23 protein-coding genes and 1 pseudogene are annotated in these 24,820 nt (G+C 45.0%); 10 read left to right on the forward strand and 14 right to left on the reverse strand.

The genetic code is table 11. The features are described from left to right. Positions 1 to 141 precede the first annotated feature (141 nt). Positions 142 to 1,047: an N-acetylmuramic acid 6-phosphate etherase gene (murQ, locus tag Xinn_RS15905; protein ID WP_086954616.1), complete on the forward strand. Its 906-nt coding sequence runs from the start codon at positions 142 to 144 to the stop codon at positions 1,045 to 1,047. 44 nt (positions 1,048 to 1,091) lie between these two features. Beyond that, positions 1,092 to 2,555: a PTS N-acetylmuramic acid transporter subunit IIBC gene (gene murP / locus Xinn_RS15910; RefSeq protein ID WP_086954617.1), complete on the forward strand. Its 1,464-nt coding sequence runs from the start codon at positions 1,092 to 1,094 to the stop codon at positions 2,553 to 2,555. 1 nt (position 2,556) lies between these two features. On the opposite strand, the gene Xinn_RS15915 is transcribed toward murP, so the two are convergent. Beyond that, positions 2,557 to 3,159, reverse strand: a complete 603-nt coding sequence (locus Xinn_RS15915; RefSeq protein ID WP_086954618.1) for a LysE family translocator — start codon at positions 3,157 to 3,159, stop codon at positions 2,557 to 2,559. 154 nt (positions 3,160 to 3,313) lie between these two features. On the opposite strand from Xinn_RS15915, the gene Xinn_RS15920 reads away from it, so the two are divergent. The 3 genes from Xinn_RS15920 to crp all read left to right on the forward strand — a co-directional run bounded on the left by Xinn_RS15920 (position 3,314) and on the right by crp (position 5,573). After that, positions 3,314 to 3,532 (forward strand): YheU family protein, encoded by a 219-nt coding sequence (locus tag Xinn_RS15920; protein ID WP_086954619.1) that lies wholly within the window; start codon positions 3,314 to 3,316, stop codon positions 3,530 to 3,532. Between the two features lie 132 nt (positions 3,533 to 3,664). Further along, on the forward strand, positions 3,665 to 4,534 hold the full coding sequence (locus Xinn_RS15925; protein WP_086954620.1) for a phosphoribulokinase: 870 nt from the start codon (positions 3,665 to 3,667) through the stop codon (positions 4,532 to 4,534). Positions 4,535 to 4,940: 406 nt separating this feature from the next. After that, on the forward strand, positions 4,941 to 5,573 hold the full coding sequence (gene crp / locus Xinn_RS15930; protein WP_086954621.1) for a cAMP-activated global transcriptional regulator CRP: 633 nt from the start codon (positions 4,941 to 4,943) through the stop codon (positions 5,571 to 5,573). Between the two features lie 198 nt (positions 5,574 to 5,771). Here crp and Xinn_RS15935 read toward each other — a convergent pair whose 3' ends face one another. Together Xinn_RS15935 and ppiA are read right to left on the reverse strand one after the other, a co-directional pair. Further along, positions 5,772 to 6,347 (reverse strand): aminodeoxychorismate synthase component II, encoded by a 576-nt coding sequence (locus tag Xinn_RS15935; protein ID WP_086954622.1) that lies wholly within the window; start codon positions 6,345 to 6,347, stop codon positions 5,772 to 5,774. Between the two features lie 319 nt (positions 6,348 to 6,666). Continuing rightward, the gene (ppiA, locus tag Xinn_RS15940; protein ID WP_086954623.1) at positions 6,667 to 7,254 is read right to left on the reverse strand and encodes a peptidylprolyl isomerase A; all 588 of its coding nucleotides are present in this window, start codon (positions 7,252 to 7,254) and stop codon (positions 6,667 to 6,669) included. A gap of 494 nt (positions 7,255 to 7,748) precedes the next feature. On the opposite strand from ppiA, the gene yihA reads away from it, so the two are divergent. Further along, positions 7,749 to 8,384 carry a ribosome biogenesis GTP-binding protein YihA/YsxC gene (yihA, locus tag Xinn_RS15945; protein ID WP_086954624.1) on the forward strand — a complete coding sequence of 212 codons (636 nt, stop codon included), beginning with the start codon at positions 7,749 to 7,751 and terminating at the stop codon, positions 8,382 to 8,384. A gap of 78 nt (positions 8,385 to 8,462) precedes the next feature. On the opposite strand, the gene spfP is transcribed toward yihA, so the two are convergent. The 4 genes from spfP to Xinn_RS15960 all read right to left on the reverse strand — a co-directional run bounded on the left by spfP (position 8,463) and on the right by Xinn_RS15960 (position 13,766). Next, complete coding sequence (gene spfP / locus Xinn_RS23720; protein WP_438361642.1) at positions 8,463 to 8,510, reverse strand: small protein SpfP; 48 nt, start codon at positions 8,508 to 8,510, stop codon at positions 8,463 to 8,465. 280 nt (positions 8,511 to 8,790) lie between these two features. Next, positions 8,791 to 11,628, reverse strand: a complete 2,838-nt coding sequence (polA, locus tag Xinn_RS15950; RefSeq protein ID WP_086954625.1) for a DNA polymerase I — start codon at positions 11,626 to 11,628, stop codon at positions 8,791 to 8,793. Between the two features lie 519 nt (positions 11,629 to 12,147). Then, positions 12,148 to 12,771, reverse strand: coding sequence for a thiol:disulfide interchange protein DsbA (gene dsbA, locus Xinn_RS15955; protein ID WP_086954626.1), 624 nt, complete (start codon positions 12,769 to 12,771; stop codon positions 12,148 to 12,150). A gap of 17 nt (positions 12,772 to 12,788) precedes the next feature. Further along, entirely contained in the window at positions 12,789 to 13,766 is a 978-nt protein-coding gene (locus Xinn_RS15960) for a serine/threonine protein kinase (RefSeq protein WP_086954627.1), read from the reverse strand. A 234-nt stretch (positions 13,767 to 14,000) separates the two neighbouring features. On the opposite strand from Xinn_RS15960, the gene mobA reads away from it, so the two are divergent. The 3 genes from mobA (at position 14,001) to Xinn_RS15975 (ending at position 16,330) form a co-directional block, all read left to right on the forward strand. Beyond that, positions 14,001 to 14,603, forward strand: coding sequence for a molybdenum cofactor guanylyltransferase MobA (mobA, locus tag Xinn_RS15965; protein ID WP_086954628.1), 603 nt, complete (start codon positions 14,001 to 14,003; stop codon positions 14,601 to 14,603). Then, positions 14,600 to 15,145, forward strand: coding sequence for a molybdopterin-guanine dinucleotide biosynthesis protein MobB (gene mobB / locus Xinn_RS15970; protein ID WP_086954629.1), 546 nt, complete (start codon positions 14,600 to 14,602; stop codon positions 15,143 to 15,145). Before mobA ends, mobB begins: the two co-directional genes overlap by 4 nt. A gap of 429 nt (positions 15,146 to 15,574) precedes the next feature. Further along, positions 15,575 to 16,330, forward strand: a complete 756-nt coding sequence (locus Xinn_RS15975) for a hypothetical protein (protein WP_086954630.1) — start codon at positions 15,575 to 15,577, stop codon at positions 16,328 to 16,330. Between the two features lie 110 nt (positions 16,331 to 16,440). Here the strand turns inward: Xinn_RS15975 and lsrG are convergent, their stop codons facing one another. From lsrG to lsrA, 6 genes are all read right to left on the reverse strand, one after another. Then, a complete protein-coding gene (gene lsrG, locus Xinn_RS15980) occupies positions 16,441 to 16,740 on the reverse strand; it encodes a (4S)-4-hydroxy-5-phosphonooxypentane-2,3-dione isomerase (RefSeq protein WP_086954631.1) in 300 nt (99 codons plus the stop codon). A gap of 1 nt (position 16,741) precedes the next feature. Next, the gene (lsrF, locus tag Xinn_RS15985; protein WP_086954632.1) at positions 16,742 to 17,626 is read right to left on the reverse strand and encodes a 3-hydroxy-5-phosphonooxypentane-2,4-dione thiolase; all 885 of its coding nucleotides are present in this window, start codon (positions 17,624 to 17,626) and stop codon (positions 16,742 to 16,744) included. 56 nt (positions 17,627 to 17,682) lie between these two features. Further along, on the reverse strand, positions 17,683 to 18,738 hold the full coding sequence (gene lsrB, locus Xinn_RS15990) for an autoinducer 2 ABC transporter substrate-binding protein LsrB (protein ID WP_086954633.1): 1,056 nt from the start codon (positions 18,736 to 18,738) through the stop codon (positions 17,683 to 17,685). Between the two features lie 82 nt (positions 18,739 to 18,820). After that, the gene (gene lsrD, locus Xinn_RS15995) at positions 18,821 to 19,819 is read right to left on the reverse strand and encodes an autoinducer 2 ABC transporter permease LsrD (protein ID WP_280176148.1); all 999 of its coding nucleotides are present in this window, start codon (positions 19,817 to 19,819) and stop codon (positions 18,821 to 18,823) included. Further along, on the reverse strand, positions 19,816 to 20,856 hold the full coding sequence (gene lsrC, locus Xinn_RS16000) for an autoinducer 2 ABC transporter permease LsrC (protein WP_086954634.1): 1,041 nt from the start codon (positions 20,854 to 20,856) through the stop codon (positions 19,816 to 19,818). Before lsrC ends, lsrD begins: the two co-directional genes overlap by 4 nt. Continuing rightward, complete coding sequence (lsrA, locus tag Xinn_RS16005) at positions 20,850 to 22,340, reverse strand: autoinducer 2 ABC transporter ATP-binding protein LsrA (protein WP_422646000.1); 1,491 nt, start codon at positions 22,338 to 22,340, stop codon at positions 20,850 to 20,852. Before lsrA ends, lsrC begins: the two co-directional genes overlap by 7 nt. A gap of 558 nt (positions 22,341 to 22,898) precedes the next feature. On the opposite strand from lsrA, the gene lsrK reads away from it, so the two are divergent. Beyond that, positions 22,899 to 24,491: an autoinducer-2 kinase gene (lsrK, locus tag Xinn_RS16010; RefSeq protein ID WP_086954636.1), complete on the forward strand. Its 1,593-nt coding sequence runs from the start codon at positions 22,899 to 22,901 to the stop codon at positions 24,489 to 24,491. Between the two features lie 53 nt (positions 24,492 to 24,544). Here lsrK and Xinn_RS16015 read toward each other — a convergent pair. Then, positions 24,545 to 24,718 (reverse strand): annotated as a pseudogene (locus tag Xinn_RS16015) (acyl-CoA thioesterase); the annotation flags it as partial. Positions 24,719 to 24,820: the final 102 nt, after the last annotated feature.

Consider the following 24,820-nt stretch of genomic DNA (forward strand, 5'->3'; position numbering starts at 1 on the left):
CGTGGTTTTGATTTATTGTTTGGCGACGATTATCAGATCATAAATGAAGCCTTTTTTCTATCTAAAAATAAACGGTTATTGCTTAAGATCCTGTCTATGAATAATTGATAATTTCCCCACCGCATATCGCTGGAACAAACTATGAAAATAAACCTGAACAATCTGGTAACTGAAAGCCGCAATCCTGCCAGTACTCATATTGATGAGTTATCAATTCTCGATATGCTGCGTGTGATCAACGATGAAGATAAAAAAGTGGCTCTTGCTGTTGAACAGACGTTACCTCAAGTCGCTCTTGTCGTTGATAAAGTGGCTGAGGCTTTTCGTCGGGGCGGGAGATTGATCTACTGTGGAGCAGGTACATCGGGGCGGTTAGGGATTCTGGATGCCAGTGAATGCCCGCCAACTTATGGCACTAAACCGGAGCAGGTTGTCGGGTTAATCGCTGGCGGACATAAGGCTATTCTGAAAGCGGTCGAAAATGCGGAAGATAATCGGCAGTTAGGCGCAGATGATCTTAAGGAGCTACACTTTAGTGAAAAAGATGTGCTGGTCGGAATCGCCGCCAGTGGCCGGACTCCTTATGTGTTAGGTGCGATGGAATATGCCACATCAATAGGTGCGACTGTTGCCTGTATCTGTTGTAATCCAGATAGCCCTATGACCCGGCTGGCTGATATCGCAGTCACTCCGGTTGTCGGGCCGGAAGTTGTCACAGGCTCTTCCCGTATGAAAGCAGGTACAGCACAAAAGCTGGTGCTGAATATGATCACAACGGGTGCCATGATCCGCACAGGTAAGGTATACGGTAATTTGATGGTGGATGTGGAAGCCACTAATGCTAAGTTAATCGAGCGACAAAAAAATATTGTTATGGCAGCTACCGAATGCAGCAGAGAGGCGGCAGAACAAGCCCTGAGTGCCTGTAACGGTCACTGTAAAACTGCAATCGTGATGATTCTGTCGGGGATCAGTGCCGAAGAAGCCCGGATGTTATTAACTGAACATCAGGGGTTCATCCGGCCAGCGATTTCAACTACCCGATAGTTATTACCTTTTCCCTGTACGGGTATAGATGGTAAGGGTGCTAAATGGCTAAGATTAATCCGGATATGCTGACTGAAATACTTCACGCTATTGGTGGGGCAACCAATGTCATACAGAGCGGCAATTGTATGACCCGCCTGAGGTTAACGCTGCATGACGATTCACTGGTCGATAAAGCAGAGCTGAAACAGATCCCCGGCGTTTTGGGTGTGATTGAAAGTCACGAGCAGCTCCAGATTGTTCTTGGTCCCGGTAAAGCGCAGGCAGCAGCAGATATGCTGAATGAGTTGTTAAGTTCTGCCGGGCATCCCGCTACAGAACCTCATTCAGCAGTTCTGAAAGACATCGCCTCTTCCAATAAAAAACATCTGAAAGAAAAGCAAACCAGCTCAATCCATAAGTTCCTTGCTAAATTTGCCACTATTTTCACCCCTCTTATCCCCGGTTTTATCGCTGTTGGTCTGTTACTGGGCCTTGCGACTCTACTGGAGCAAATTTTTATTCCCCATACTATCACTCCAACTGTTCAACAGTCTGATGCTGTATTGGTTGAAATGATTGGCTATATGAAGATTTTCAGTAAAGGGATGTTCACTTTCTTCAGCATTTTGATTGGTTACAATGCACAAAAGGCATTCGGCGGTTCAGGTATTAATGGCGCTATTATCGCTGCGCTGTTTATTCTGGGTTATAACCCCGATGCCAGCAGCGGTTTTTATTCCGGTATCAACAATTTCTTTGGCTTCGCTATCGACCCGCGCGGAAATATTATCGGCGTGTTGATTGCCTGTATTCTGGGGGCCTGGGTTGAGAAGCAGATACGCAAAATCATTCCGGCTGATCTGGATATGATCCTGACTTCCGCAATAACACTGCTAATTATGGGAGCCATTACTTTTATCGTCATTATGCCAATAGGCAGTTATCTGTTTACCGCAATGTCATGGCTTTTCACCAATCTGAATGGTAATCCGTTCGGAACGGCTGTTTTAGCAGGGTTGTTCCTGATAGCGGTAATGTTTGGTGTACATCAGGGCTTTATACCCGTTTATTTTGCACTGGTGGAGACTCAGGGTTTTAACTCCCTGTTTCCGGTGCTGGCGATGGCCGGAGCCGGACAGGTTGGTTCAGCTCTTGCGTTATATGCAAGAGCCAAGAAGGATTCATTGCTGCGTACTCAAATTAAAGGTGCCATTATTCCGGGCTTTCTGGGCGTTGGTGAACCGTTAATCTACGGCGTGACGTTACCCCGCATTAAACCTTTCGTAACCGCCTGTTTTGGCGGCGCAATCGGAGGTTTTTTTGTCGGGCTGATTGCATGGTTAGGTGTTCCTGTCGGCCTGAATACCGTTTTCGGCCCCTCCGGTATAGTCGCCTTGCCATTGATGACCTCCCTGACAGGCGTTTTCACCGGCATGGCAGTATACGGAGCAGGCCTGATTGTTGCCTATATCAGCGGCTTTGTACTGACCTTCTTCTTTGGCAGCAAAAATATTGATTTGAGCTGATTCAGTTAACCCAGATCAATGGCACACAGGCTGCGGTTAAAAGCCCCATTACGATATTGAAAATAAACCATGCTGTACGGTTTTTTAACAGGCGGCCAATCATGACACCTAAATGCAGCCATATTATGCCGGTAGATATATTACTGAGTAGCATCACCACACTGATGACCAGAATAGAGTGGATATATAAATCTCCGGCTAAGCTGTAACTGCTGATCGATCCTAACCCCATCATCCACGCTTTAGGGTTCAGAAACTGCAATAACCAACCCTGATAGCCTTTAAGAGGCGTACCAAGGGATTTCGTGTTCAATTGCTTATATCGTGATGTTACCGTTTTCCAGGCCAGCCAGAGTAAATACAGGCTACCGAGCACTTTCAAACCCGTGTGTACAGCCGGATAGACCAACAATAATGCAGCAACACCACAGGCAGACAATAACAAAATAGTCTGCATTCCCAGTATAATACCCAGTAACAATGTTAACGAGCGCCGGAATCCAAAATTCGCCCCCGCCGTTGTTATTAACATATTATTCGGGCCGGGTGTAATCGCGGAAATAAACATAAATGTACTGAGTGAAAAGAGTAGGCCGGCGGTCATGAGTTGCGTTATCCCTTATATTGTCATTTTCTTTCAAGGAAAATAGCAGTATGTTATTTAACACACAAGGTTAGTTAATTCCGAAAACCGAGATAAAAAATACCCAGAATCAGCTTAAAAAACGAAGGGTATTAATGTGATATGGAGAAACATCATGCTTATCCCGTGGCAACAAGTAGAACCTGATACTTTGCGTAATTTAATCGAAAGTTTTGTCTTACGGGAAGGCACTGATTATGGTGAATCTGAAAAGACGCTGGAGCAAAAAGTGCAGGATGTAAAACGTCAGCTTGAGCGGGGCGAAGTTATTCTGGTCTGGTCTGAATTACACGAAACTGTCAATATCATGCCCAGAGAGCTTTTTCGCCCTTAAGCGAGGTATTTTGATACCATTTCCGGCTCAATAACATTTCATTCAACTTCTGCTTGTTTTTATTGACTCAAAATTGCTGATTACGAGAAAGATCATCCCAACTGTTTTTTTATTGATAAGGAGTCTGTTCTTATGTCTGCCAAACACCCTGTCATTGCCATAACCGGTTCCAGTGGAGCCGGAACGACAACCACCAGTGTGGCATTCCGCAAGATTTTCCAACAACTGGGCATCACCGCTGCACTTATCGAAGGGGATAGCTTTCACCGTTATACCCGCCCTGAAATGGATGCAGAAATACGCAAAGCAAAAGAACAAGGGCGGCATATCAGCTATTTCGGCCCGGAAGCGAATGATTTCCAGATGCTGGAAAAAGCATTTTCTGACTATGGAGAAACAGGCACCGGCCGCTGGCGAAAATACCTGCATACTTATGATGAAGCTGTTCCTTATAATCAGGTGCCGGGAACGTTTACGCCCTGGGAAGCGCTCCCCTCAAACACCGATATACTCTTTTATGAAGGATTGCACGGCGGTGTTGTCACACCACAGCATAATGTTGCCAGTGTCGTAGACCTGCTGGTTGGTGTTGTTCCCATCGTCAACCTTGAATGGATACAGAAACTCATTCGTGATACCAGCGAACGCGGGCATTCAAGGGAAGCGGTGATGGACTCTGTGGTACGCTCAATGGATGATTATATCCGCTATATTACACCTCAATTTTCCCGCACTCACATCAACTTCCAGCGCGTTCCTACTGTAGATACCTCTAACCCATTCTCTGCCAAAGCCATTCCTTCTTTAGACGAAAGCTTTATCGTCATTCGTTTCCGTGGTCTGACTCAAATCGATTTCCCTTATTTACTGGCGATGCTTCAGGGTTCATTTATTTCCAGTATAAATACTATCGTTGTTCCGGGTGGAAAACTGGGGCTGGCAATGGAGTTAATTATGGCGCCACTCGTTCAGCAATTACTTGAAGGCAAAAAAATCTCCTGAATACTGCCGACTAATTTAATTATCGATAATGCAGGTAACAAAAAATAATGTTACCTGTAATAAAGCTTCAATTATTCACCCATTTATAAATGAAAATGTAGTAAATCAGACTTTTCAAATAGAATTGTGGTAATTTATTAACTGGTTTTACATGCTGAAGCGATACAGGAGGAGACATAAATCTTTTCCTGTGTTACAAACAGAGTTACATGTAAAACAGGCGGGTTTTATGGCCTCGGAGTGATGCACCGACAGTTGGCATCCTGAGATACTCATATAAAATTCTTACTTGTCAGTTTTTCAGCAAGTTAATATGTTAATCTATTGACTTTATAAAGCCAGCCTGATGAGAAATAATCAGTTTCTCAAACCATAAAGGCGGAAATAACAACAGAGGATAAAGCGAATGGTTCTCGGCAAGCCACAAACAGACCCTACTCTTGAATGGTTTTTGTCACACTGCCATATTCACAAATATCCATCCAAGAGCACGCTTATTCATCAAGGTGAGAAGGCAGAAACGCTTTACTACATTGTTAAAGGTTCAGTTGCTGTTCTAATAAAAGATGAAGAAGGTAAAGAGATGATCCTCTCTTATTTAAATCAGGGGGATTTCATTGGTGAACTTGGATTGTTTGAAGAAGGGCAAGAGCGTACAGCATGGGTGCGAGCTAAAAGCGCCTGTGAAGTTGCTGAAATTTCCTATAAGAAATTTCGCCAGTTAATTCAGGTTAATCCTGATATTTTAATGCGTTTATCTGCTCAAATGGCAAGCCGCTTGCAAACAACGTCAGAAAAAGTAGGCAATCTTGCATTTTTGGACGTTACAGGCCGTATTGCCCAAACGTTGCTTAATCTGGCTAAACAGCCTGATGCAATGACTCATCCTGACGGTATGCAAATCAAAATTACGCGTCAGGAAATCGGGCAGATTGTCGGCTGCTCCCGCGAAACAGTCGGCCGCATTCTGAAAATGCTCGAAGATCAAAGCCTGATTTCTGCACATGGCAAAACTATTGTCGTTTATGGAACACGTTAGTTCCTGAAGTCGCGCTTAAATTAGGCCAGTGCAACCTATCATGCACTGGCTTTTTGTTTTTCATCATTCTGCTCTTCATCCCCCTGCCAAGAAATGAACCCCACTGACGCGTAAATAAACTGAGCGCCATAACCTGATTATGGGTATTACACAAAAAAGCTGTGAAAAATAGCCGAAAGAGGAATTAAATAGTTTTCGCTAGTATTTCAGGAAGTTATTCAGTAAGTCATGCCCTTGTTCACTCAGGATGCTTTCCGGATGAAACTGAACACCTTCCAGAGGAAGAGTACGGTGGCGTATTCCCATTATTTCATCAACATTACCATCATGCTGGCTCCATGCAGTAACTTCAAAAGAGGCCGGTAATGTTTCCGCCGCGACAACCAAAGAGTGGTAACGGGTGACTGTCAGCGGCCGGTTCAATCCTTTGAATACGCCCTGCTGATTATGGTGAATTAAGCTGGTTTTACCATGCATGACTTCACGGGCTTTAACAACACTCGCACCAAAAGCCTGCCCGATCGCCTGATGGCCGAGACACACTCCCAGAATCGGCAATTTCCCGGCAAAATGTGAGATAACCTCCAGTGAGATCCCGGCTTCATCCGGTGTACAGGGCCCCGGTGAGATCACCAAATGAGTCGGTGCCAGCTTTTCGATATCTTCAAGCTGTAGCTCATCATTACGTTTAACTAAAACACGCGTCCCTAACTCACAAAAGTATTGATATAAATTGAATGTAAAAGAGTCGTAGTTATCTATTATTAATAGCATAGGATCACATCCTACTGATTTTTATAGTTTTATATATTGCTTTGCCCTATTGGACAGTGTGCGTTATGTATTACGGTAAAATCAGGTAAATCAACGTCAACGATAGCAGGGCACTCATCATACCACATAAGCTACTTTAAAATAGCTTCAGGCACCAGCGGAGTGCGCTTATCGTAATGTTCTGATGACAGAAATGATGGAAGGAGTGGAGATGGAGACAGTATTTTAAAGGCCTGACACTTGAGAAAAGTGTAATAACAGGCAAATACCGCCCCCATGCTCTAGCTTGCAGGGAAAAAACGCAGTTTTCTCATTATTATTACTGAGAAACAACAGGATTCTGAGAAATAACCTTAGCAGAGAGGATCATAACGGGTTTAACCGGAACATTCTGGTAAGGACCAACATTTTCTGTTTTGACCTGAGAAATCTTATCAACCACATCCATACCTTTTACTACTTTACCAAAAACCGCATAACCAAAATCACGCTGACCATGATCAAGGAAGGCATTATCAGTCACATTGATAAAAAACTGGCTGGTTGCACTGTCCTTATCTGCGGTACGTGCCATCGCAATCGTTCCACGCTGGTTACGCAACCCATTATCCGCTTCATTTTTGATAGGCGCTTTGGTCGATTTTTGCTGCATATCCTTTGTAAAGCCACCTCCCTGAACCATAAAACCGGGGATGACGCGGTGGAAAATAGTGTTGTTATAAAACCCCTCATTCGCATACTCAATGAAGTTTTTTGTGGTGATAGGTGCTTTATCACCATTCAGCTCAAGTTCTATTTCACCCGCTGATGTCACCAGCTTTACATAAGTTTCGGCAGCCAGTGCTGGGGCAGCCATCACGCTAATAGCACATGCTGTCATAAGCGACACAAAAATACGTTTAAACATTGATGGTTCCTTTATTCTCGAGGTCAATAACAAAACTCATAACAATCAATAAAACTCATTAAGTGTAATTCCCCATTACGCTAAGTGGCAAAGATTTACCAACTTTTACGAGGGAATTCTGATTTTATTCAAGGTTATTGGGTATCTCTATTCAAATCAGTGCTATATTCTCATGCCTTAAAAAATATTTATATTGAGAATAACACCTATTTTTAGCCATCATTCCACATCTAAACCCTGATATAAAAATAATATAACGGAACATATTCACTTATTTTCGGGTAGAAAAACGGATGAAAGCCTTGTAGTAATAATTTATTAATGTCACTTTCTACGACATAAAATATACATGCTGAATTTATATAATAAATACAGGCACAAAAAACCGCCATTTCCGGGCTTGGCAGAAAAAACACTTATACCTGTCCACAAGCTGTGGCTCTCGGTATAATCACCGCGCTGTTTTTCGTGTATTCCGCAGGGAGATAACCATTTTGACCATCAAAAACTATAACTATCACATGACCCACTTTGTCACGAGTGCGCCAGATATTCGCCACCTTCCTCCAGAGACGGGCATTGAAGTCGCTTTTGCAGGTCGGTCAAATGCAGGTAAATCCAGTGCCCTGAATGCACTGACTCGACAAAAGAGTCTGGCTCGTACCAGTAAGACCCCCGGTCGTACCCAGTTAATTAATTTGTTTCAGGTAGAAGAAGGCATACGCCTTGTTGATCTGCCGGGTTATGGCTATGCACAGGTGCCAGAAGAGATGAAACTCAAATGGCAGAGAGCATTAGGTGAATACCTCCAGAAACGTGAGTGTCTGCAAGGGCTGGTCGTGTTGATGGATATCCGCCATCCGCTGAAAGATCTGGATATGCAGATGATCGAGTGGGCCGTTGTGATGCAAGTACCAGTCATGGTTCTGCTCACCAAAGCCGATAAACTGGCATCAGGGGCACGTAAAAGTCAGTTAAGCAAAGTACGTCAGGAGCTGGCATCTCTGGAAGGTAATATTCAGATCGAGTATTTCTCTGCCCTGAAAAAAATCGGTATCGATAAACTCGAACAGAAACTTGATATCTGGTTCAACCAGCCTGCTGTTGAGATCACTTCTGAGGTGGAGTAACTCCCACCTTTTCGGAAGGTGAAAGGAATATATAAAAAAACGCCCCAGTCAAAAAAGAATGACTGGGGCAGCTAATATTCAGCTAAATCCGATTACGTGAAGTAAAAGGTCTGAAAGATAGAACATCTTACCTCTGTACCCTACGCCGACAACTTTACCCTATTTTTTTTATCAGCAAAAGATTTTTTTGTAATTAATTTTCATAAAATACCTCGATTTAGCCCCAATTATGTGATCAAACACAGAGATTACACCATTTTTTTTGTAGTTTAATTACATATTTGTGAGATCCAGATCTAATCTAAAACCTAACCAAAATTCTTGTATCATGCCCCTTCACGACATAACGGGGTTATTTTTAGTTCATTAAACAGACGGTATTTACATAAAAATTATTCAAGAAAAATCAGTGAGCCTGATCCCAGTTTTCACCCGATCCAACATCTACTTTCAGAGGAACATCGAGCTGCATACTTTTCTCCATCAACTCTCTGATTTTCTGCTCTGCGGATACCAGCTCTGATTCATGTACCTCAAACACCAGTTCATCGTGAACCTGCATGATCATACGCACATTTGGCTGTTCACTGACGATCCAGTCATCGACTGCAATCATGGCCAGCTTGATAATATCCGCCGCAGTTCCCTGCATCGGGGCATTGATGGCTTCACGTTCGGAGGCTTTCCGGCGCATACCATTGCGTGATGTGATATCCGGCAGATACAGGCGACGCCCTTCCAGCGTTTCAACAAATCCATGCTCAGCAGCCTGCTGACGGGTACGCTCCATATATTCCAGTACGCCCGGATAGCGCTCAAAATAGAGATCCATATAACGCTGGGCTTCTCCACGCGGAATACCCAACTGACGGGACAGACCAAACGCACTCATGCCATAGATCAACCCAAAGTTGATCGCTTTTGCACTGCGACGCTGCTCCCCAGTCACCTGCTCCAATCGCACGCCAAAGACTTCTGCGGCAGTCGCACGGTGAATATCTTTCCCCTGTGCAAAAGCTTCTAACAAGCCCTTGTCCTGTGATAAATGAGCCATAATCCGTAACTCAATCTGCGAATAGTCCGCAGCCAGAATACGATACCCCTCTGGTGCAATGAATGCCTGACGAATGCGTCGCCCTTCTTCATTACGGACAGGAATATTTTGCAGATTAGGATCACGGGAAGAAAGGCGCCCGGTCGCTGTCACGGCCTGATGATAAGAAGTGTGAACGCGCTGCGTCACTGGGCTGACCATCTGTGGCAGCTTGTCAGTATAGGTCGACTTCAGTTTTGCCAGACCCCGGTGTTCCAGAATCACTCTTGGCAGCTCATGATCTTCTGCCAGTTCTTCCAGTACTTCTTCATTGGTAGATGGTGCGCCGTTCGGTGTTTTTTTCAGAACAGGCAGACCCATTTTTTCAAACAGGATAACCTGTAATTGTTTGGGTGAAGCCAGATTGAACTCTTCTCCGGCCAGTCCATAAGCCGCTTTTTCCAGCTCAAGCAAACGTGCCGTAATTTCCTTTGAATGCACTGCCAGCGTATTGGCATCAATCAGAACACCGGTTCTTTCCATACGGGAGAGTACCGGAACCAGCGGCATTTCAATGTGCTGGAAAACTTTTTTCAGTGTCGGAACAGACTCTACCTGCGGGTACATCGCCTGATGCAGACGCAGGGTAATATCTGCATCTTCCGCAGCATATTTAGCCGCTTCTTCCAGTGGGATCTGGTTGAAGGTTAGCTGCTTTTTGCCCTTTCCGGCAATCTCTTCAAACGTGGTGGTTTTATAGCCTAAATGACGCTCTGCAAGGCTATCCATATCATGTCGCCCTGCAACACTATTCAGAACGTATGATTCCAGCATCGTATCGAAAACAATACCATTCAGCGCCACGCCATAACGTTCGAGAACTCCCCGATCAAATTTCAGGTTCTGACCAATTTTAGGCAGGTTTGTATCTTCCAACAGCGGTTTCAGGGCTTCAAGCACTTCATGCCGATCAAGTTGCTGTGGCGCATCCAGATAATCATGCCCCAACGGCAGATAGGCAGCCTCAACATCCGGTTCCCCATCTGCCTGATTTTCTACAGCATCTACCTGCTTTAGAACGGCAAACGACATTCCCACCAGATTAGCGGTCAGAGTATCCAGCCCATCGGTTTCAGTATCGAAAGAGAATGCCGGAGCCTGTTTTAGCTTTTCAATCCATTCATCAAGGGATTTCCGATCAAGGATAGTCTGATAGTGTTCTGGAGAAATATTAACAGCGGCTGGTGTTACGGGAGCTGCAGATTTTTGTGTAGTGCCTGTCGCTGGTTTTTGTCCGCCCTTTTCTGCCGAACGGCTTTCCAGCCAACTGCCATTTTGTACATCATTCAGCCAGCGTTTAAATTCGTAGCGGCTGAACTGCGTCAGTAATTCATCGTTATCAGGTGCTGCGACTGCCAGCTCCAGACATGTTTGTTCCAGTTCAACATCCGTTTTAATGGTTGCCAGTTGATAAGAGAGAAAAGCCACCTCTTTATGCTGTTCCATTTTGCCACCCAGCGTTTTTGCACCGCGGACGCTGAGTGTAGCAATCTCATCAAGTCTGGCATAGATATCATTCAACCCGCCAAGCCCCTGCAATAATCCCAGCGCCGTTTTCTCACCCACACCCGGTACACCCGGAATATTATCGGAAGAGTCCCCCATCAGTGCGAGGAAGTCGATAATAAGTTCTGGGGGAATACCGTATTTCTCAGTGACCTCTTCCGGCCCTAAGACCGTGTTGTTCATGGTGTTGATCAGCGTGATATTAGGCGTTACCAGTTGGGCCATATCTTTATCACCAGTACTGATCAGGACTGCTCGGCCTTCCTTTTCTGCCTGTAAAGCCAGCGTGCCAATAACATCATCCGCTTCAACGCCCGGCACAACCAGAACCGGCAGCCCCATCGCTCTGACCATTTTATGCAGAGGCTCAATCTGCTCACGCAAGTCATCCGGCATCGGCGGGCGATGAGATTTATATTCAGCAAATAATTCATCACGGAATGTTTTGCCCTTGGCATCAAACACAACCGCGACATGGCTGGGCCTGTACTGCATGATTAAACTGCGCAGCATATTCAGTACACCATACATGGCGCCTGTCGGTTCGCCTGCACTGTTTGTCAGAGGGGGGAAAGCATGGTATGCGCGATAAAGGTATGAGGAACCATCAACCAAAATCAGGGGATTATCTGCTATCTGTACCATAAAATTGTCTTCGTCGTTCTGGAGTATGAATAAAGAATAGAATGCCACACTGTGCTGTCATAGACGAATTTTGCGATCATTTTCTCGTTCTGAGATCCGCTTTTTAATAAATTTTCTGATAAATGAATTGTGGATAACTTTGTGTACAAAAAATTGGCACATAAAACAGATTTATGTTTATCCATGTCAAAAACGGATAACTGAGGGTAAAAATCAATGAATTACGTCAAATATCACGAAAATATTGCAATTGCTTACAAATCACTGACTTGTGGATATAACCGGAGTTTATGTTATGAAAGGGTAATTTTAGCAAGCCTTGTGTTGAACAAACACTGTGCCAGCCTTGTGATTGACTGACACAATGCCTGTATGATTTTTACTCCCCGTCTTCCAAGTTATCTCTTTATTGGCCGAAACATATCTTGAAATCCATTGAGTACATGCTGAAACTTATATCCCCGCCCTCATCGGGCGAGGGTTTACGACGAAATTGCTAAATTTTTCATCTTTTATTACTTATTTTTTGGTGACCAAATAATTCACAACATCAGAGAATTTTTTAGCATAGTCCTGAACTGATTTAGTTTCAATTCCACCGTTATTAATCATGTATTTGCCAAGAACAAAAGTGGCCGGAACACCCTGTAACTGAAAATCTTGTGCCGCCTGACGCTCTTTAGATGCCACCGATTTCACAATGAAACTATTCAGTGCCGCATCATAATCTTCACCCGAAATACCGGCTTTAATAAACGCATTACGGATATCCGCTGGCGTATTGATAGTCTGAGTTTTCTGGATACCATCAAATAAAACAGGTAACACTTTATCCTGAACTTTCATAACAATAGCAACAGCCCAAGCATCTGTCAGGTCTTTCCCCAAAGGCCCAAGAAAGTCTACGTGATAACGCTCATGAGTGACACCTTGCGGAAGGTTTTTTGCTATCGTACTGGGAACATGAAAGATATTTTCAAACTGGTAACAGTGTGGGCAGTAAAAAGAGAAAAACTCGATAACCTGAGGTTGATCAGCAACTGCTTTTTTAAGTTCAACATACTGCTTACCTTCAGAAAAATCAGAAGCGCTGGCATTAAATGCCATAAACACTCCCACCAATGCGAACCAAAATTTTTTCATCGTGTTCTCCAGAAAAATTAATACATCGGGGTTAGCTGTAAGGGCGGTTCCTGTAACAGCCGGATTTGTTCAGCAAAAAGACTTATCTGTCTATGCCAGAAGTCACTGTCAGCCATCCATGGAAACGCTTTGGGAAAAGCCGGATCCTGCCAACGACGAGCAACCCATGCCAGATAATAGACCATCCGCATCGCGCGCAATGGTTCTATCAGAGCCAGTGTTTTCAGGTCTAACTCGGCAAACTGATTATATGATTCAAGCAGAATATCCAGTTGAATCAACTGTTCCTGCCGTGAACCATTCAGTAACATCCATAAATCCTGAATCGCCGGACCATTGCGGGCATCATCAAGATCAACGAACCATGCCTCATCGCGCCACAAGATATTACCAGCATGGCAGTCACCATGCAGCCGTAATCCCTGCCAGTCAACATTCCACTGTGACTCCACAACTTTATTCAGTTCGTCCAGCGAAGCAAAGAAAGCCGCCTTATGTGCATCCGGTATAAGGTTGCACTCTGTCAAATATTGGTAGGGTTGGTACAAATATTCGTTGAGGCTGATGGTCGGACGGGCAGAAAATGTTTTCTGGTAGCCTATCTGATGTATTCTTCCCAATAAGCGCCCAACATCTTCCAACTGATCGATATTATCCGCTTCATACTGGCGACCACCTACGCTGGGGAAAACGGCAAAAAAGAACCCATCATGCTCCAGTACCGTCTTCCCGTCAAAAACCAGCGGCGCAGCAACCGGTAAATCGGCCTGCTGCAAAGCCAGCGTAAATTCATGCTCTTCCTGAATTTGTTGCCAATTCCAGCGCTGAGGACGATAGAATTTCACGACATAACGTTTGCGGTCTTCATCCATAAACTGATAGACCCGGTTTTCATAGCTGTTCAGCTCAATTAAACCCGAATCAACACGCAGACCAGACTGCGCCAGCGCGTCCATTATCAAGTCCGGCGTAATATTTTGAAAATTAAAAGCCATTGTCTCTGCCACAACACAGTTCTCTTTAATCAGTCGTTAATCATACCTTGAGTGTACAACCTGCTTCCACAACCATTCTGACAACAAAGAGATATGATTGGGAGAAAAAATTGGGCTGTCAACACGCGTAAAGGTTATACTCATTTGTTCTTATAAGTACTGTTACATATTGATTTACAAGGGTTACATAACCAAAGATAAAATATATCGGTTGAAAATATCAGGTGATTTAACATGACGTATCCAAAAATCAGTGGTGCGATTCTGGCCGGAGGGCTGTCTACCCGTATGGGCGGAAATGATAAGGGATTACTGCAATTCAGTGGAGCACCACTATACCAACACATAGCTGCAAAATTGCAGCCACAGGTTCATGAACTGCTGATTAATGCCAACCGTAATCAGGCAGTGTATCAACAGAGTGGTTACCCTATTATTCCAGATATCATCACTGATTTTTCCGGGCCATTAGCCGGAATGCTGGCGGTATTAAAGAAAGCCATTCATGAGTGGGTAGTATTCGTACCTTGTGATGTACCTGATTTCCCCGATGATCTGGTAGAAAAACTCTGGCGTTATAAGCAACATGCATGGGCAGCGTATGTACACGACTGTGAACGCGCTCATCCGACACTTGCTCTGATGCACCGCAGCCTGATACCCAGACTGGAAAGCTATCTTGCATTAGGGGACAGAAAGCTGATGTTCTTCATGCAGATGATTAAAGCAAAAGCCGTCTATATTCCACAGCCAGAATTCTTCACCAACCTGAATACACCAGAGGAGTGCCAAAACTGGCAATGCCAGCACTGGGGATGCTTTCGGGAGTCCGCATGAGCCGAAGTAATATATCGGATAACCTGCCATTACTGGGGATCACAGCTTACAGTGGAACGGGTAAAACAACCCTACTCAAGCAGGTTATTCCTCTGTTACGCCAGCAACAAATCCGTGTGGGGTTAATTAAACACACTCACCATAATATGGATGTCGATAAGCCGGGCAAAGACAGCTATGAATTAAGAAAAGCGGGCGCGGCACAAACTCTGGTTGCCAGCCAACAACGCTGGGCATTAATGACAGAAACACCAGAACTCCCGGAGTTGGATCTGCGCTATCTTGTCAGCCGGTTTGATGCGGCGTCATTGGATTTGATTCTGGTTGAGGGTTTCAAGGACGAAGCTATTCCCAAAATCGCCCTGTACCGGAATGGCTTAAATCACGCCTTTGAAGAACTGCTTGATCCCTATGTGATTGCTATCGCCAGCGATATTCCGCTGGCAACTTCACTGCCGCAACTTAATATTAACCAACCGGAACAGGTAGCGGAGTTTATTGTGAAGAAATTTTTATCAGCTCCGCCAAGTTCCGTACGTTAATTCTCTCCGATTTATAGCCTCTGCAATTTATATTAAAGAGGTTATTCATCGCTATTCGCAACCCTAATTTCCCTCCCATATAATTTCATGAAAAAATAATTTCATACAAAAAATAACTTCAATTTTATTCAGTTACATTTAATTAAAATATTTTCCAGCCAATTGTAATACGTATCACACAGTGGCAGTCATTTTATTATGAAAAATAAAAACGGCAATATTATCGACTTCGGAGGCATTATAGCGCACCTCTATTTTTTAAAATAAAAAACCTCAGCAAATAAAAAGGAATTACATAAATAACAAAAGGGATAATCAATTAAAAACCCCAAAATATAAAATCAACCGGATTGATTTTATATTCACCAGTATCTTTCATCTTTGAAAAAGATAACCACTTATATCAAATATACAGCAAAAGGAATAATTATGTTAAGTACAGATAAATATCAGCCAGTCGGAGATGAAAGCGTTGGCTATCCACAAATATGTATTCGAACTAACCGAACACCTGAACGTACGAATATCAAACCAATGATAACAGCAGCGATGGCTATTATGGCGATCGCCAAAAACTTTCCCTGGAATCTGGATGATAATGAGAAAGAAGCAATCATTAAAGGAGCTCTAAAAATATTGGGTATTGCCTTTGGCAGTGGTGGTTTTGGTCATGCATGGGTTATTTATTTCAATAGCGCAGAAGAGGGAGATAATACATCATATGCTTTTCATCCGGGTTATGGATTTGTAAAAAACTCAGAACATAGCAGCACTAATGATTCGCCAGAGAGAAAATTTCACATGCAGCATTGTGTGAAGATTAATAACAAATCCATCACTCCTGAATTTATTGAGCAGACATTTATTCCTGAATTAATCGATGAAAGTAACCAGTTGTCAAAAATGATGAAAATGACTTCTGAAGATATGCAGAATGGGGCATACACGCCTGTAACAAACTGCTCTTGGTTTGCAGGAAAATTATGGAACCAGATCATGCAACTGGAATTCGAACAACCTGCTGAAATTGAGCTAAACCAAGTGGAATTCGAACAGTCTTTTGAAAATTATATCAATCTTGATGAGTTGGCAGATAAACTCGGCCTTCCATTAGTGAAAGATATTAGAGGCATCGGCGATCCGGGAATGCTTGCCGAAAATATTAAAAACAATTTCCATATTTAACGCAAAATTTTTGCTGAATATAATTACAAATAACTGGCTTAATTGATCCAGTAAAAGATATACAAAACAAACGCCCTGACGATAATATCAAGGGCGTTATTCTCACTGATTTATTTCCCTTCTGGCATCAAACCAATAAATGCGGTCTTTTTCCGTGGTTCACTCATCAGGGCTTCCAGTTTTTCAACACAGCGCAGATAATGCGGCGTTGTTTTATGAGCGGCAACTGCGGCCTCATCAGTGTAGGCTTCATAAATATAAAAACGGGTCGGAATATTTTCATCCTGCAATACGTCAAACCGTAAATTGCCCGGCTCTCTCACTGAGCCAAGATGATTATCACGAAAAACTTCGATAAATTCGTCGATTTTGTCAGCTTTGACATTAATCTCAACTAATGTAACGTGCATATCATTCTCCCTTCGCTTTTTCACTCAGGAATAATTCATAAGCCTGAGCTGGCTTTTCATTATGATGCACTACCGCCTGAACCGCTTTCAGCATGGCTATCGGTGCTTCTGACTGGAAGATGTTGCGCCCCATATCAACACCGGATGCGCCCTGATCAATTGCCTGATAGCACATGGTTAACGCCTCCAGCTCTGGCAGCTTCTTACCTCCGGCAATCACAATCGGCACCGGACAACCGGCAGCAATCCGCTCAAAACCGCTATCAACATAATAGGTTTTGATGATATTCGCGCCCATTTCCGCCGCAATCCGGGTTGCCAGCGAGAAATAGCGCTGATCACGCGCCATATCCTTACCAACGCCTGTTACTGCCATTGTCGGCATTCCATAGCGTGTTCCCTGATCCACCAGCTTGATAATGTTCTTAATGGATTGATGTTCATACTCGGAACCAATGTAGACCTGTGCCGCCACAGCACAGACATTCAGCCGGAGCGCATCTTCCATTGCAACCGCAACCGCCTCATTAGAAAGCTCGGTCAGCATAGAATTTGCGCCGGATGCACGCAGAACCACCGGTTTATTTGTGGCGGGCGGAACCTGACTGCGTAAAATACCGCGCGTACACATCAACACATCGGTATGCGCAAACAGAGGAGCAATATTGATGTCGATACGCTCAAGCCCGGTCGTTGGCCCCTGAAAATAGCCGTGATCAAACGCCAGCATCACTGTTTTATTGGTGGCCGGATTGAAAATTCGCGCTAAACGCGACTGCATTCCCCAATCCAGTGCACCACAGCCTTTTAGTTCAAACAGCGTATTCTTTTGCGGTGTATTAATGCCAAAATCTTTACCGTCTTTAATATCATCTAAATCTGCCATTTTTCTCTCCAGAAAATAGCAGAGTCAGGCTGTGCGCCGACTCTGCAAAACATGAATCAGAAATCGTATTGGTTGATGTTTTCTTTGGTAAAAATCACGCGCTCCGGCATCACAACAATGCCGTTGCCCTTCGCTTCAAAGTTGTATCCCTGAACGCTATTGGGTGAAATCTCAAGTGCCCCGATATCAGGAATCGCTAATTTATCTCCCACATTCAGATTGCCTTTTTTCAGCATTTCATTGGCAACATGAATCGCTATCTTGCCCTGTTTAACCACATCCCACAGGGCAAACTGTTTGACTGTGCCGTTCTCGACATAAGGACGCATAACATTCGGGGTGCTGAACCCGACAATCGCCACATCTTTGCGTTTCAGGTTTTCGGCAGCCTGTGCCGCCGCTGGCAGCGCATTAGCATCAGGGGCAATAATCACGTCCAAATCACCCCATGCTTTCAGAATGCCCTCCGCTGTCTGTAAAGACTTGGCCGCATCGTTATAACCAAATTGGGTTGTCACAACTTCCCAGTCAGGGTGCTCTGCCGCTATTTTGGCTTTGGCTTCCTTCACCCACTGGTTTTGATCGGTCACAGTGGGGCTGGAATAGAAAAACGCGACTTTTGTTTTTCCCTGTTTCTTTGTTTTTTCCTGTTGTTCCGCTTTATCTTTTTTCACCTGACTGGCGGCCATTTCCACTAATAACCCGCCTAACTGTTTTGGTGTTCCCTGATCGATATAGATGGAGCGGCATTCTGGTGCGGTGTCTGAATCCCAGGTCAATACTTTTACACCCCGCTGCATGGCTCGCTTCAGAGCCGGACACAAACCATCCGGCGATACTGCCGATACCACAATCGCGTTGTACCCCTGATTGACAAAATTATTGATAAGCTGTACCTGCCCTGCCACACTCGGCTCAGTCGGGCCATCGTAAGTGACATCAATCGCCAGTTCTTTACCCGCAGCCACTGCTCCCTGCCCACCACTGGTAAAGAACCCGACTCCCACCAGCTTCGGAATAAACGCAACTTTCTCCGCAGCCTGTGCCAATGAGGTACACGCCAGACTTAATACCCCCGCTAAAACCAGTTTTTTCATTGCCTGTTTTTTCATGCCAGTCTCCGCTCTTTTCTATATTCAGAAACAGTTGTCCAGAAACAGTTTTCTATTTAAAAAATCATGCAGGAATAGCTCATCAAAAAGCTGATATTCGCCAACGCTGCCACCCCCCCTTAATTTGATGGCGATGCAGAGAAACAGAACGCCCGACTACCACCACAATCAGCAAAGCGCCGGATAAAGCGCTGGATATCTGGTTCGGAACGCCTATCATCTGCAATCCCTGCTGCAAATATCCCACCAACAACACAGCCAGTGCTGTGCCAATAACCGAGCCTGAACCACCATAAATATTGGCTCCGCCTAAAACTGCCGCAGTGATGGCTGGCATAAGGAAAGAGCTGCCCAGATCTGAGCGGGCTGAACCGAAATAGGACACCAGAATGATCGCAGCCAGAGCCGAAGATAACCCCGTCAGAACGTACAACAGGCACAATGTTTTATTGACCGGAAGCGCCGCATAACGAGCGACGCGGCTATTCAGCCCAATCAGAAAAACGTTGCGCCCCCAGTGAGTACGATGCATAAACAACCAGAATCCGATGACGCAAAAAATAAAAACAACCAATGGGACAGGCAGGCTCAGCAGTGTCAGGTTGGCAAAATCAGTAAATGCCGCCGGAAAACCGCCAATGCCTTCATAACCTGTCGCGCCGGATAATCCTGACAGTAATAACGCACTCCCGCCAAACAAGTACATGGTTCCGAGGGTAATAACCAGAGGATTCACGCCGGTATAGAAAATCAGCCCGTAGTTAATCAGGCCGCATACCATTCCCACAATCAGAGTCAAAGGAAGTGCTGCTGTCATCGGCATTCCGACCTGATTCATTATCCCCAGAGCAATAGCACATAAACCGATAACCGCCCCGAACGAAATATCAATTCCGCCACTGACAATGACCATTGTTAGTGGCAGAGCAACAATGCCAATACAGATAAAATCACTGGTACTGAACAACAATACATTAGTATCCAGCATGCGTGGATTTGCTATGCCAAACAACAGAACTTCCATCACCAACAGAATAGTGAGGGCGGTTTCCCAGCCATGACGTTTAATCGCACTTATCATGATGTTCTCCTGCCTGATTCTGATGAATGGGTGACAGACGCATCGATCGGTTTAACAAAACTGGCATAACGTCGCTGGCGTAAGTTCTTTTCAACAGTGCTGCGCAACCTGCCATCAAGTACCAATACCAGCAGCAACACCAATCCTGCAATGAAATCGTTCCACCACGCAGGCAGCCTGAGTAACACCAACACACTGTCGATCTGAGTCAGAAAATAAGCGCCAAAAATCGCGCCTATCACGGTTCCCACGCCCCCCAGCAAACTAATTCCTCCCAAAACACAGGCCGCTATCGCTTTCATTTCCAGCCCGCTTCCCGTCTGATTCGGGATAAAACCAATCTGGGCAACAAATACAATGCCAGCCAGTGCCGCCATCACACCATTTGTGGCAAAGGCAATGATGCGAATGCGGTTAACCGGCACCCCAATCTGGCGCGCTCCTTGCAGATTGTCTCCGGTAGCATAGAAGCCACGACCAAAACTCGTTACTTTCAGCATCCACATCATTGCTAAAACAAGTAATATCAATAACCACCCAATGAAAGAGATACCCAACAAAGCCGGTCTGGCAAGCTCTTTCACATCAGCAGGCAAGCCTTCGATCCATTTCCCGCCCGTCAGCAATAGCATCAGACCACGATATAAACCCAGCGTCCCTAAGGTAGCGACAATAGCCGGAATTTTCAGCCCTACCACCAGCACACCATTTATCAGACCCGCCGCCATACCCGCCAAGAGTGTTATCAGGCAGGCTATGGGCAGAGGAAAACCTGCATTGAGTGACATTCCCAGTACGACAGCACATAAGCCGGTTGTCGAGCCAACGGAAACATCAATATTCCGGGTGAGCATCACCAACGCAGCGCCCAGCGTCAGCAACATCAGGATCTGCGCATTCGCAAAAATCATAGTGACAGTCTGGAAACTGAAAACATCGTGTTCCAGACTTCTTAACAGGGCGAACAAACCTAGAATAGCCAGCAATGCAGTCGCTTCACGATTGCTCTGAATAAAGCTCTGGAGAAATTTCAACATAGCGCCCTCTCACCAAATGAAAGATGCATAATGGCATCCACACTCATATTGGATTTATCAAGGTGACCACAGATTTCTCCGTGATGCATCACCAGCACTCTGTCCGCCAGTTGGACAATTTCATCAAGATCAGAGGAGATAAGCAGAACCGCCACCTGCTGACTGGCAATGCTGCGGATCAACTGATAAATATCAGTGCGCGCACCAACATCAACACCCCGTGTCGGTTCATCAATAATCAAAACAGCCGGTTTCGCCTCCAGACATTTAGCAATCAAAACTTTCTGCTGATTCCCGCCGGATAAAGTACGTACCGGCTGGCTGGCATGGCTGTAATTAATGTTGAGTGCCCGACGATAACGCTCAAGCACAGCGGCATCATAGGCCGGACTGGCCCAGAATGAACTCTGGTTATGGGTCAGTGAACAGACATTCCAGCTAACGGAAGCATCAAGAAACAACCCCGATGCCTGCCGATCTTCTGGCAGATAAACCAAACCATGTCGCAGCCGGGCTGCCGTATTCAATGAGTTAATGGCTTGCTGACGCAAATGGATTTCACCACTCACTACCGGCCGTAATCCATATAACGTTTCTGCCAGCTCTGTTCGTCCTGCACCAACAACCCCCGCAAGACCGACAATTTCTCCTGCCTTCAATGTCAGGGAGATATCACGAAAACCTTCGCCACACAGGGAAATGGTTTCAAGCATAGGGTCAGCGAGATCACCCGCATGCAGGAAATTTCCGGCATCCAGCCATAGTTTTTGCGTCTCTGTTAATCCAGCGTCTTTTGCTGCTGGTGTAATTGCCTGAATGATTGTCTCTGTTGAAAAATCGGTCACGGCCCCACTAAGAGCAATCATTCCATCCCGCATAACACTGACATAATCAGCAATCTGACGAATTTCAGGTAATTTATGGGAAATAAAAATGATCCCGACCTGTTGTTGCTGCAACTCTCGTATCCGCTCAAATAATCGTTCTGTTTCGGCGGGAGTCAGAGAGGCGGTCGGTTCATCAAGGATCAGAATGCGGGAGTTGCGCATCAGGCCACGCATGATTTCCACCATCTGCTGATCTGCCACATCCAGACTGCCTGCGGGTGCGCTCAGGTCTAACCGACAGTTCAGTTGAGTCAGTAATTGCTGCATCCGGCTCTTACTGACCAGATGTTTGGGCAGGCGAAACAGAATATTTTCCTGAACAGACAGGTTGGCGAATAACAAAGGTTCTTGCGGTACCAGATAAATGCCCAATTGATGCGCTTTAGCCGGAGTCAGGTGAGTAATGGGACTTCCTTCCAGCATCAGTATCCCGGTATCCGGCTGCTCCTGACCGGCAATGATCTTCACCAGTGTTGATTTACCTGCGCCATTTCCCCCCAATAAGGCATGAACCTGCCCTGACATCAGCGTGAAATCAATCTGCTTCAACACGACTAAACCGGAAAACTGTTTACCGACCCCCCGAACAGCCAGCAGTGATGATGTATTGAGTGATAGAGTATTGGCAGCATGTCCCTGTGATGAACGCTTTTGTAATGAATCATTGGGGAAATCACCTTGTAATATCATGCTACCTCACGGTGTTTATGGCTTTCACTGCTGTATTTTCATGACAGTATGTTATTGTGGTTTTTCGTCTCTGAACCCGATATTGTCTGACTGTGTCTGATATGAACCGACGTCTAATATAAATCTATGTCTAATGTGAACTCATGCCTGATCTGAACATTTATTTTCAAATCTGTTGTTCATCTCCCTAATTCATAGAACTCTAATTCATAGTATGAAGTGTTTACAAAATTTCGATCACATTTTGTAAATAATTAGATCTTCATTAAAAAATACGCATTTATATTATTTAAAGTATAAATGAAGAAAAAGCATCTGGTAATATTCAGTAATAACGATGAATAACTTACAGTTAATAATTTATTTATAATAGTTTATTCCAGATAATTAATTCCCAGTGCCATATCGTAGTCCTTAATCAACAACCAGCAGGCTAATGAGATAACGACAAACGAGGGTAGCATCATGAACCAATGCGCTCATACTCATCCATCAGGGAAGTATCTGATGGCGCTTGATGCAGGAACAGGAAGTATTCGGGCAGTCATATTTGATCTGGAAGGTAATCAAATCTCTGTCGGGCAGTCAGAATGGGTTCATCAGCCTGTACCGGATGTAGCGGGCTCAATGGAATTTGATCTGCAAACGAACTGGCAACTGGCCTGTCAGTGTATCCGGCAAGCCCTGCAAAACGCCGGACTCCCCGCCAGTGCAATTCAGGTCATTGCCGCCTGTTCGATGCGGGAGGGGATCGTTCTTTACAATCGTAACGGAGATCCCATCTGGGCATGTGCCAACGTTGATGCCCGCTCCAGTCATGAAGTCAGTGAACTAAAAGAGCTGTACAACAATACGTTTGAATATGATGTTTATCGCTATTCCGGTCAGACATTAGCGCTGGGAGCAATGCCCCGTCTGTTATGGCTTGCTCACCACCGCCCCGATATTTATCGGCAGGCCAGTACGTTAACGATGATTAGTGATTGGTTGGCCTATATGTTGAGTGGTGAACTGGCCGTTGATCCTTCCAATGCAGGTACAACCGGCATGTTGGATTTAGAAACCCGTGACTGGCGTCCCAGCCTGCTGGAAATGGCCGGATTACGTTCCGATATTCTCTCTCCGGTCAGAGAAACAGGAACATTACTCGGATACATAACAAATAAAGCAGCGGCAGAATGTGGTCTGGACAGCGGGACTCCTGTCATTATGGGAGGGGGAGATGTTCAACTCGGTTGCCTTGGTATTGGTGTTGTCAGACCCGCTCAGACCGCTGTGCTTGGCGGCACATTCTGGCAGCAGGTTGTCAACCTGCCGGAGCCGATGACCGACCCCAATATGAATATCCGTATTAATCCTCACGTGATCCCCGGCATGGCACAAGCAGAATCCATCAGTTTCTTCACTGGCCTTACCATGCGCTGGTTCCGTGATGCTTTTTGTGCCGAAGAAAAACTGATGGCAGAACGGCTAGGCATTGATGCTTACAATCTGCTGGAAGAAATGGCTGCACGAGTTCCCGCCGGAGCATATGGTGTAATGCCAATTTTTTCCGATGTGATGCGCTTTAAATCGTGGTATCACGCTGCACCTTCCTTCCTTAACCTGTCGATTGACCCGGAAAAATGCAACAAAGCAACCTTATTCAGGGCACTGGAAGAGAACGCCGCTATCGTCTCCGCCAGCAATCTGGATATCGTTGCAACATTCTCTGGTGTTCAGCCGGATTCACTGGTTTTTGCTGGTGGAGGTTCAAAAGGCAAACTCTGGAGCCAAATCCTCTCCGACGTAACCGGATTACCGGTACGCGTTCCTATCGTTAAAGAAGCTACGGCGCTGGGTTGTGCTATTGCCGCTGGCGTTGGAGTTTCACTGTATGACTCTATGCCGGAAACAGGTGAAAGATTAGTACGATGGGAACGGGAATATCAGCCAGACTTAACTCATTGGGATATTTATCAAAAAGCCAAAAAGGACTGGCAGGCGGTGTATGCTGATCAATTGCATCTGGTCGATAATGGCCTGACAACTTCATTATGGAAAGCACCGGGATTATAAATTGAGTGGCCTCTTATCAAACAGAGGCCAAAATAGAGATTATCTTTATAGCGTTAGTCTTCAATAGCATTCATGACAATTTCAGGGACAGACGGACGCCCATCCACCAAACAGGTTGCCACAAACGTCGCATCAGCATACACAACACCATCGACTAAAATTTGCTGTTCGAAATTAACCCTGTTACGCCTTTCACTTCTGGCAAGTTTGCAGGTGACCACCATTTTATGTGTATTGACTCAAACTTGATCGGACAGTTACCTATTTTTGGGGTGTCACTGTGAGTTTAGATTTGAGCTAAATTCTTTTCAGCCCAAGCTCGTTTTCCA

The sequence above is a fragment of the Xenorhabdus innexi genome (genome assembly GCF_002632485.1).
GTDB classification, from domain to species: domain Bacteria; phylum Pseudomonadota; class Gammaproteobacteria; order Enterobacterales; family Enterobacteriaceae; genus Xenorhabdus; species Xenorhabdus innexi.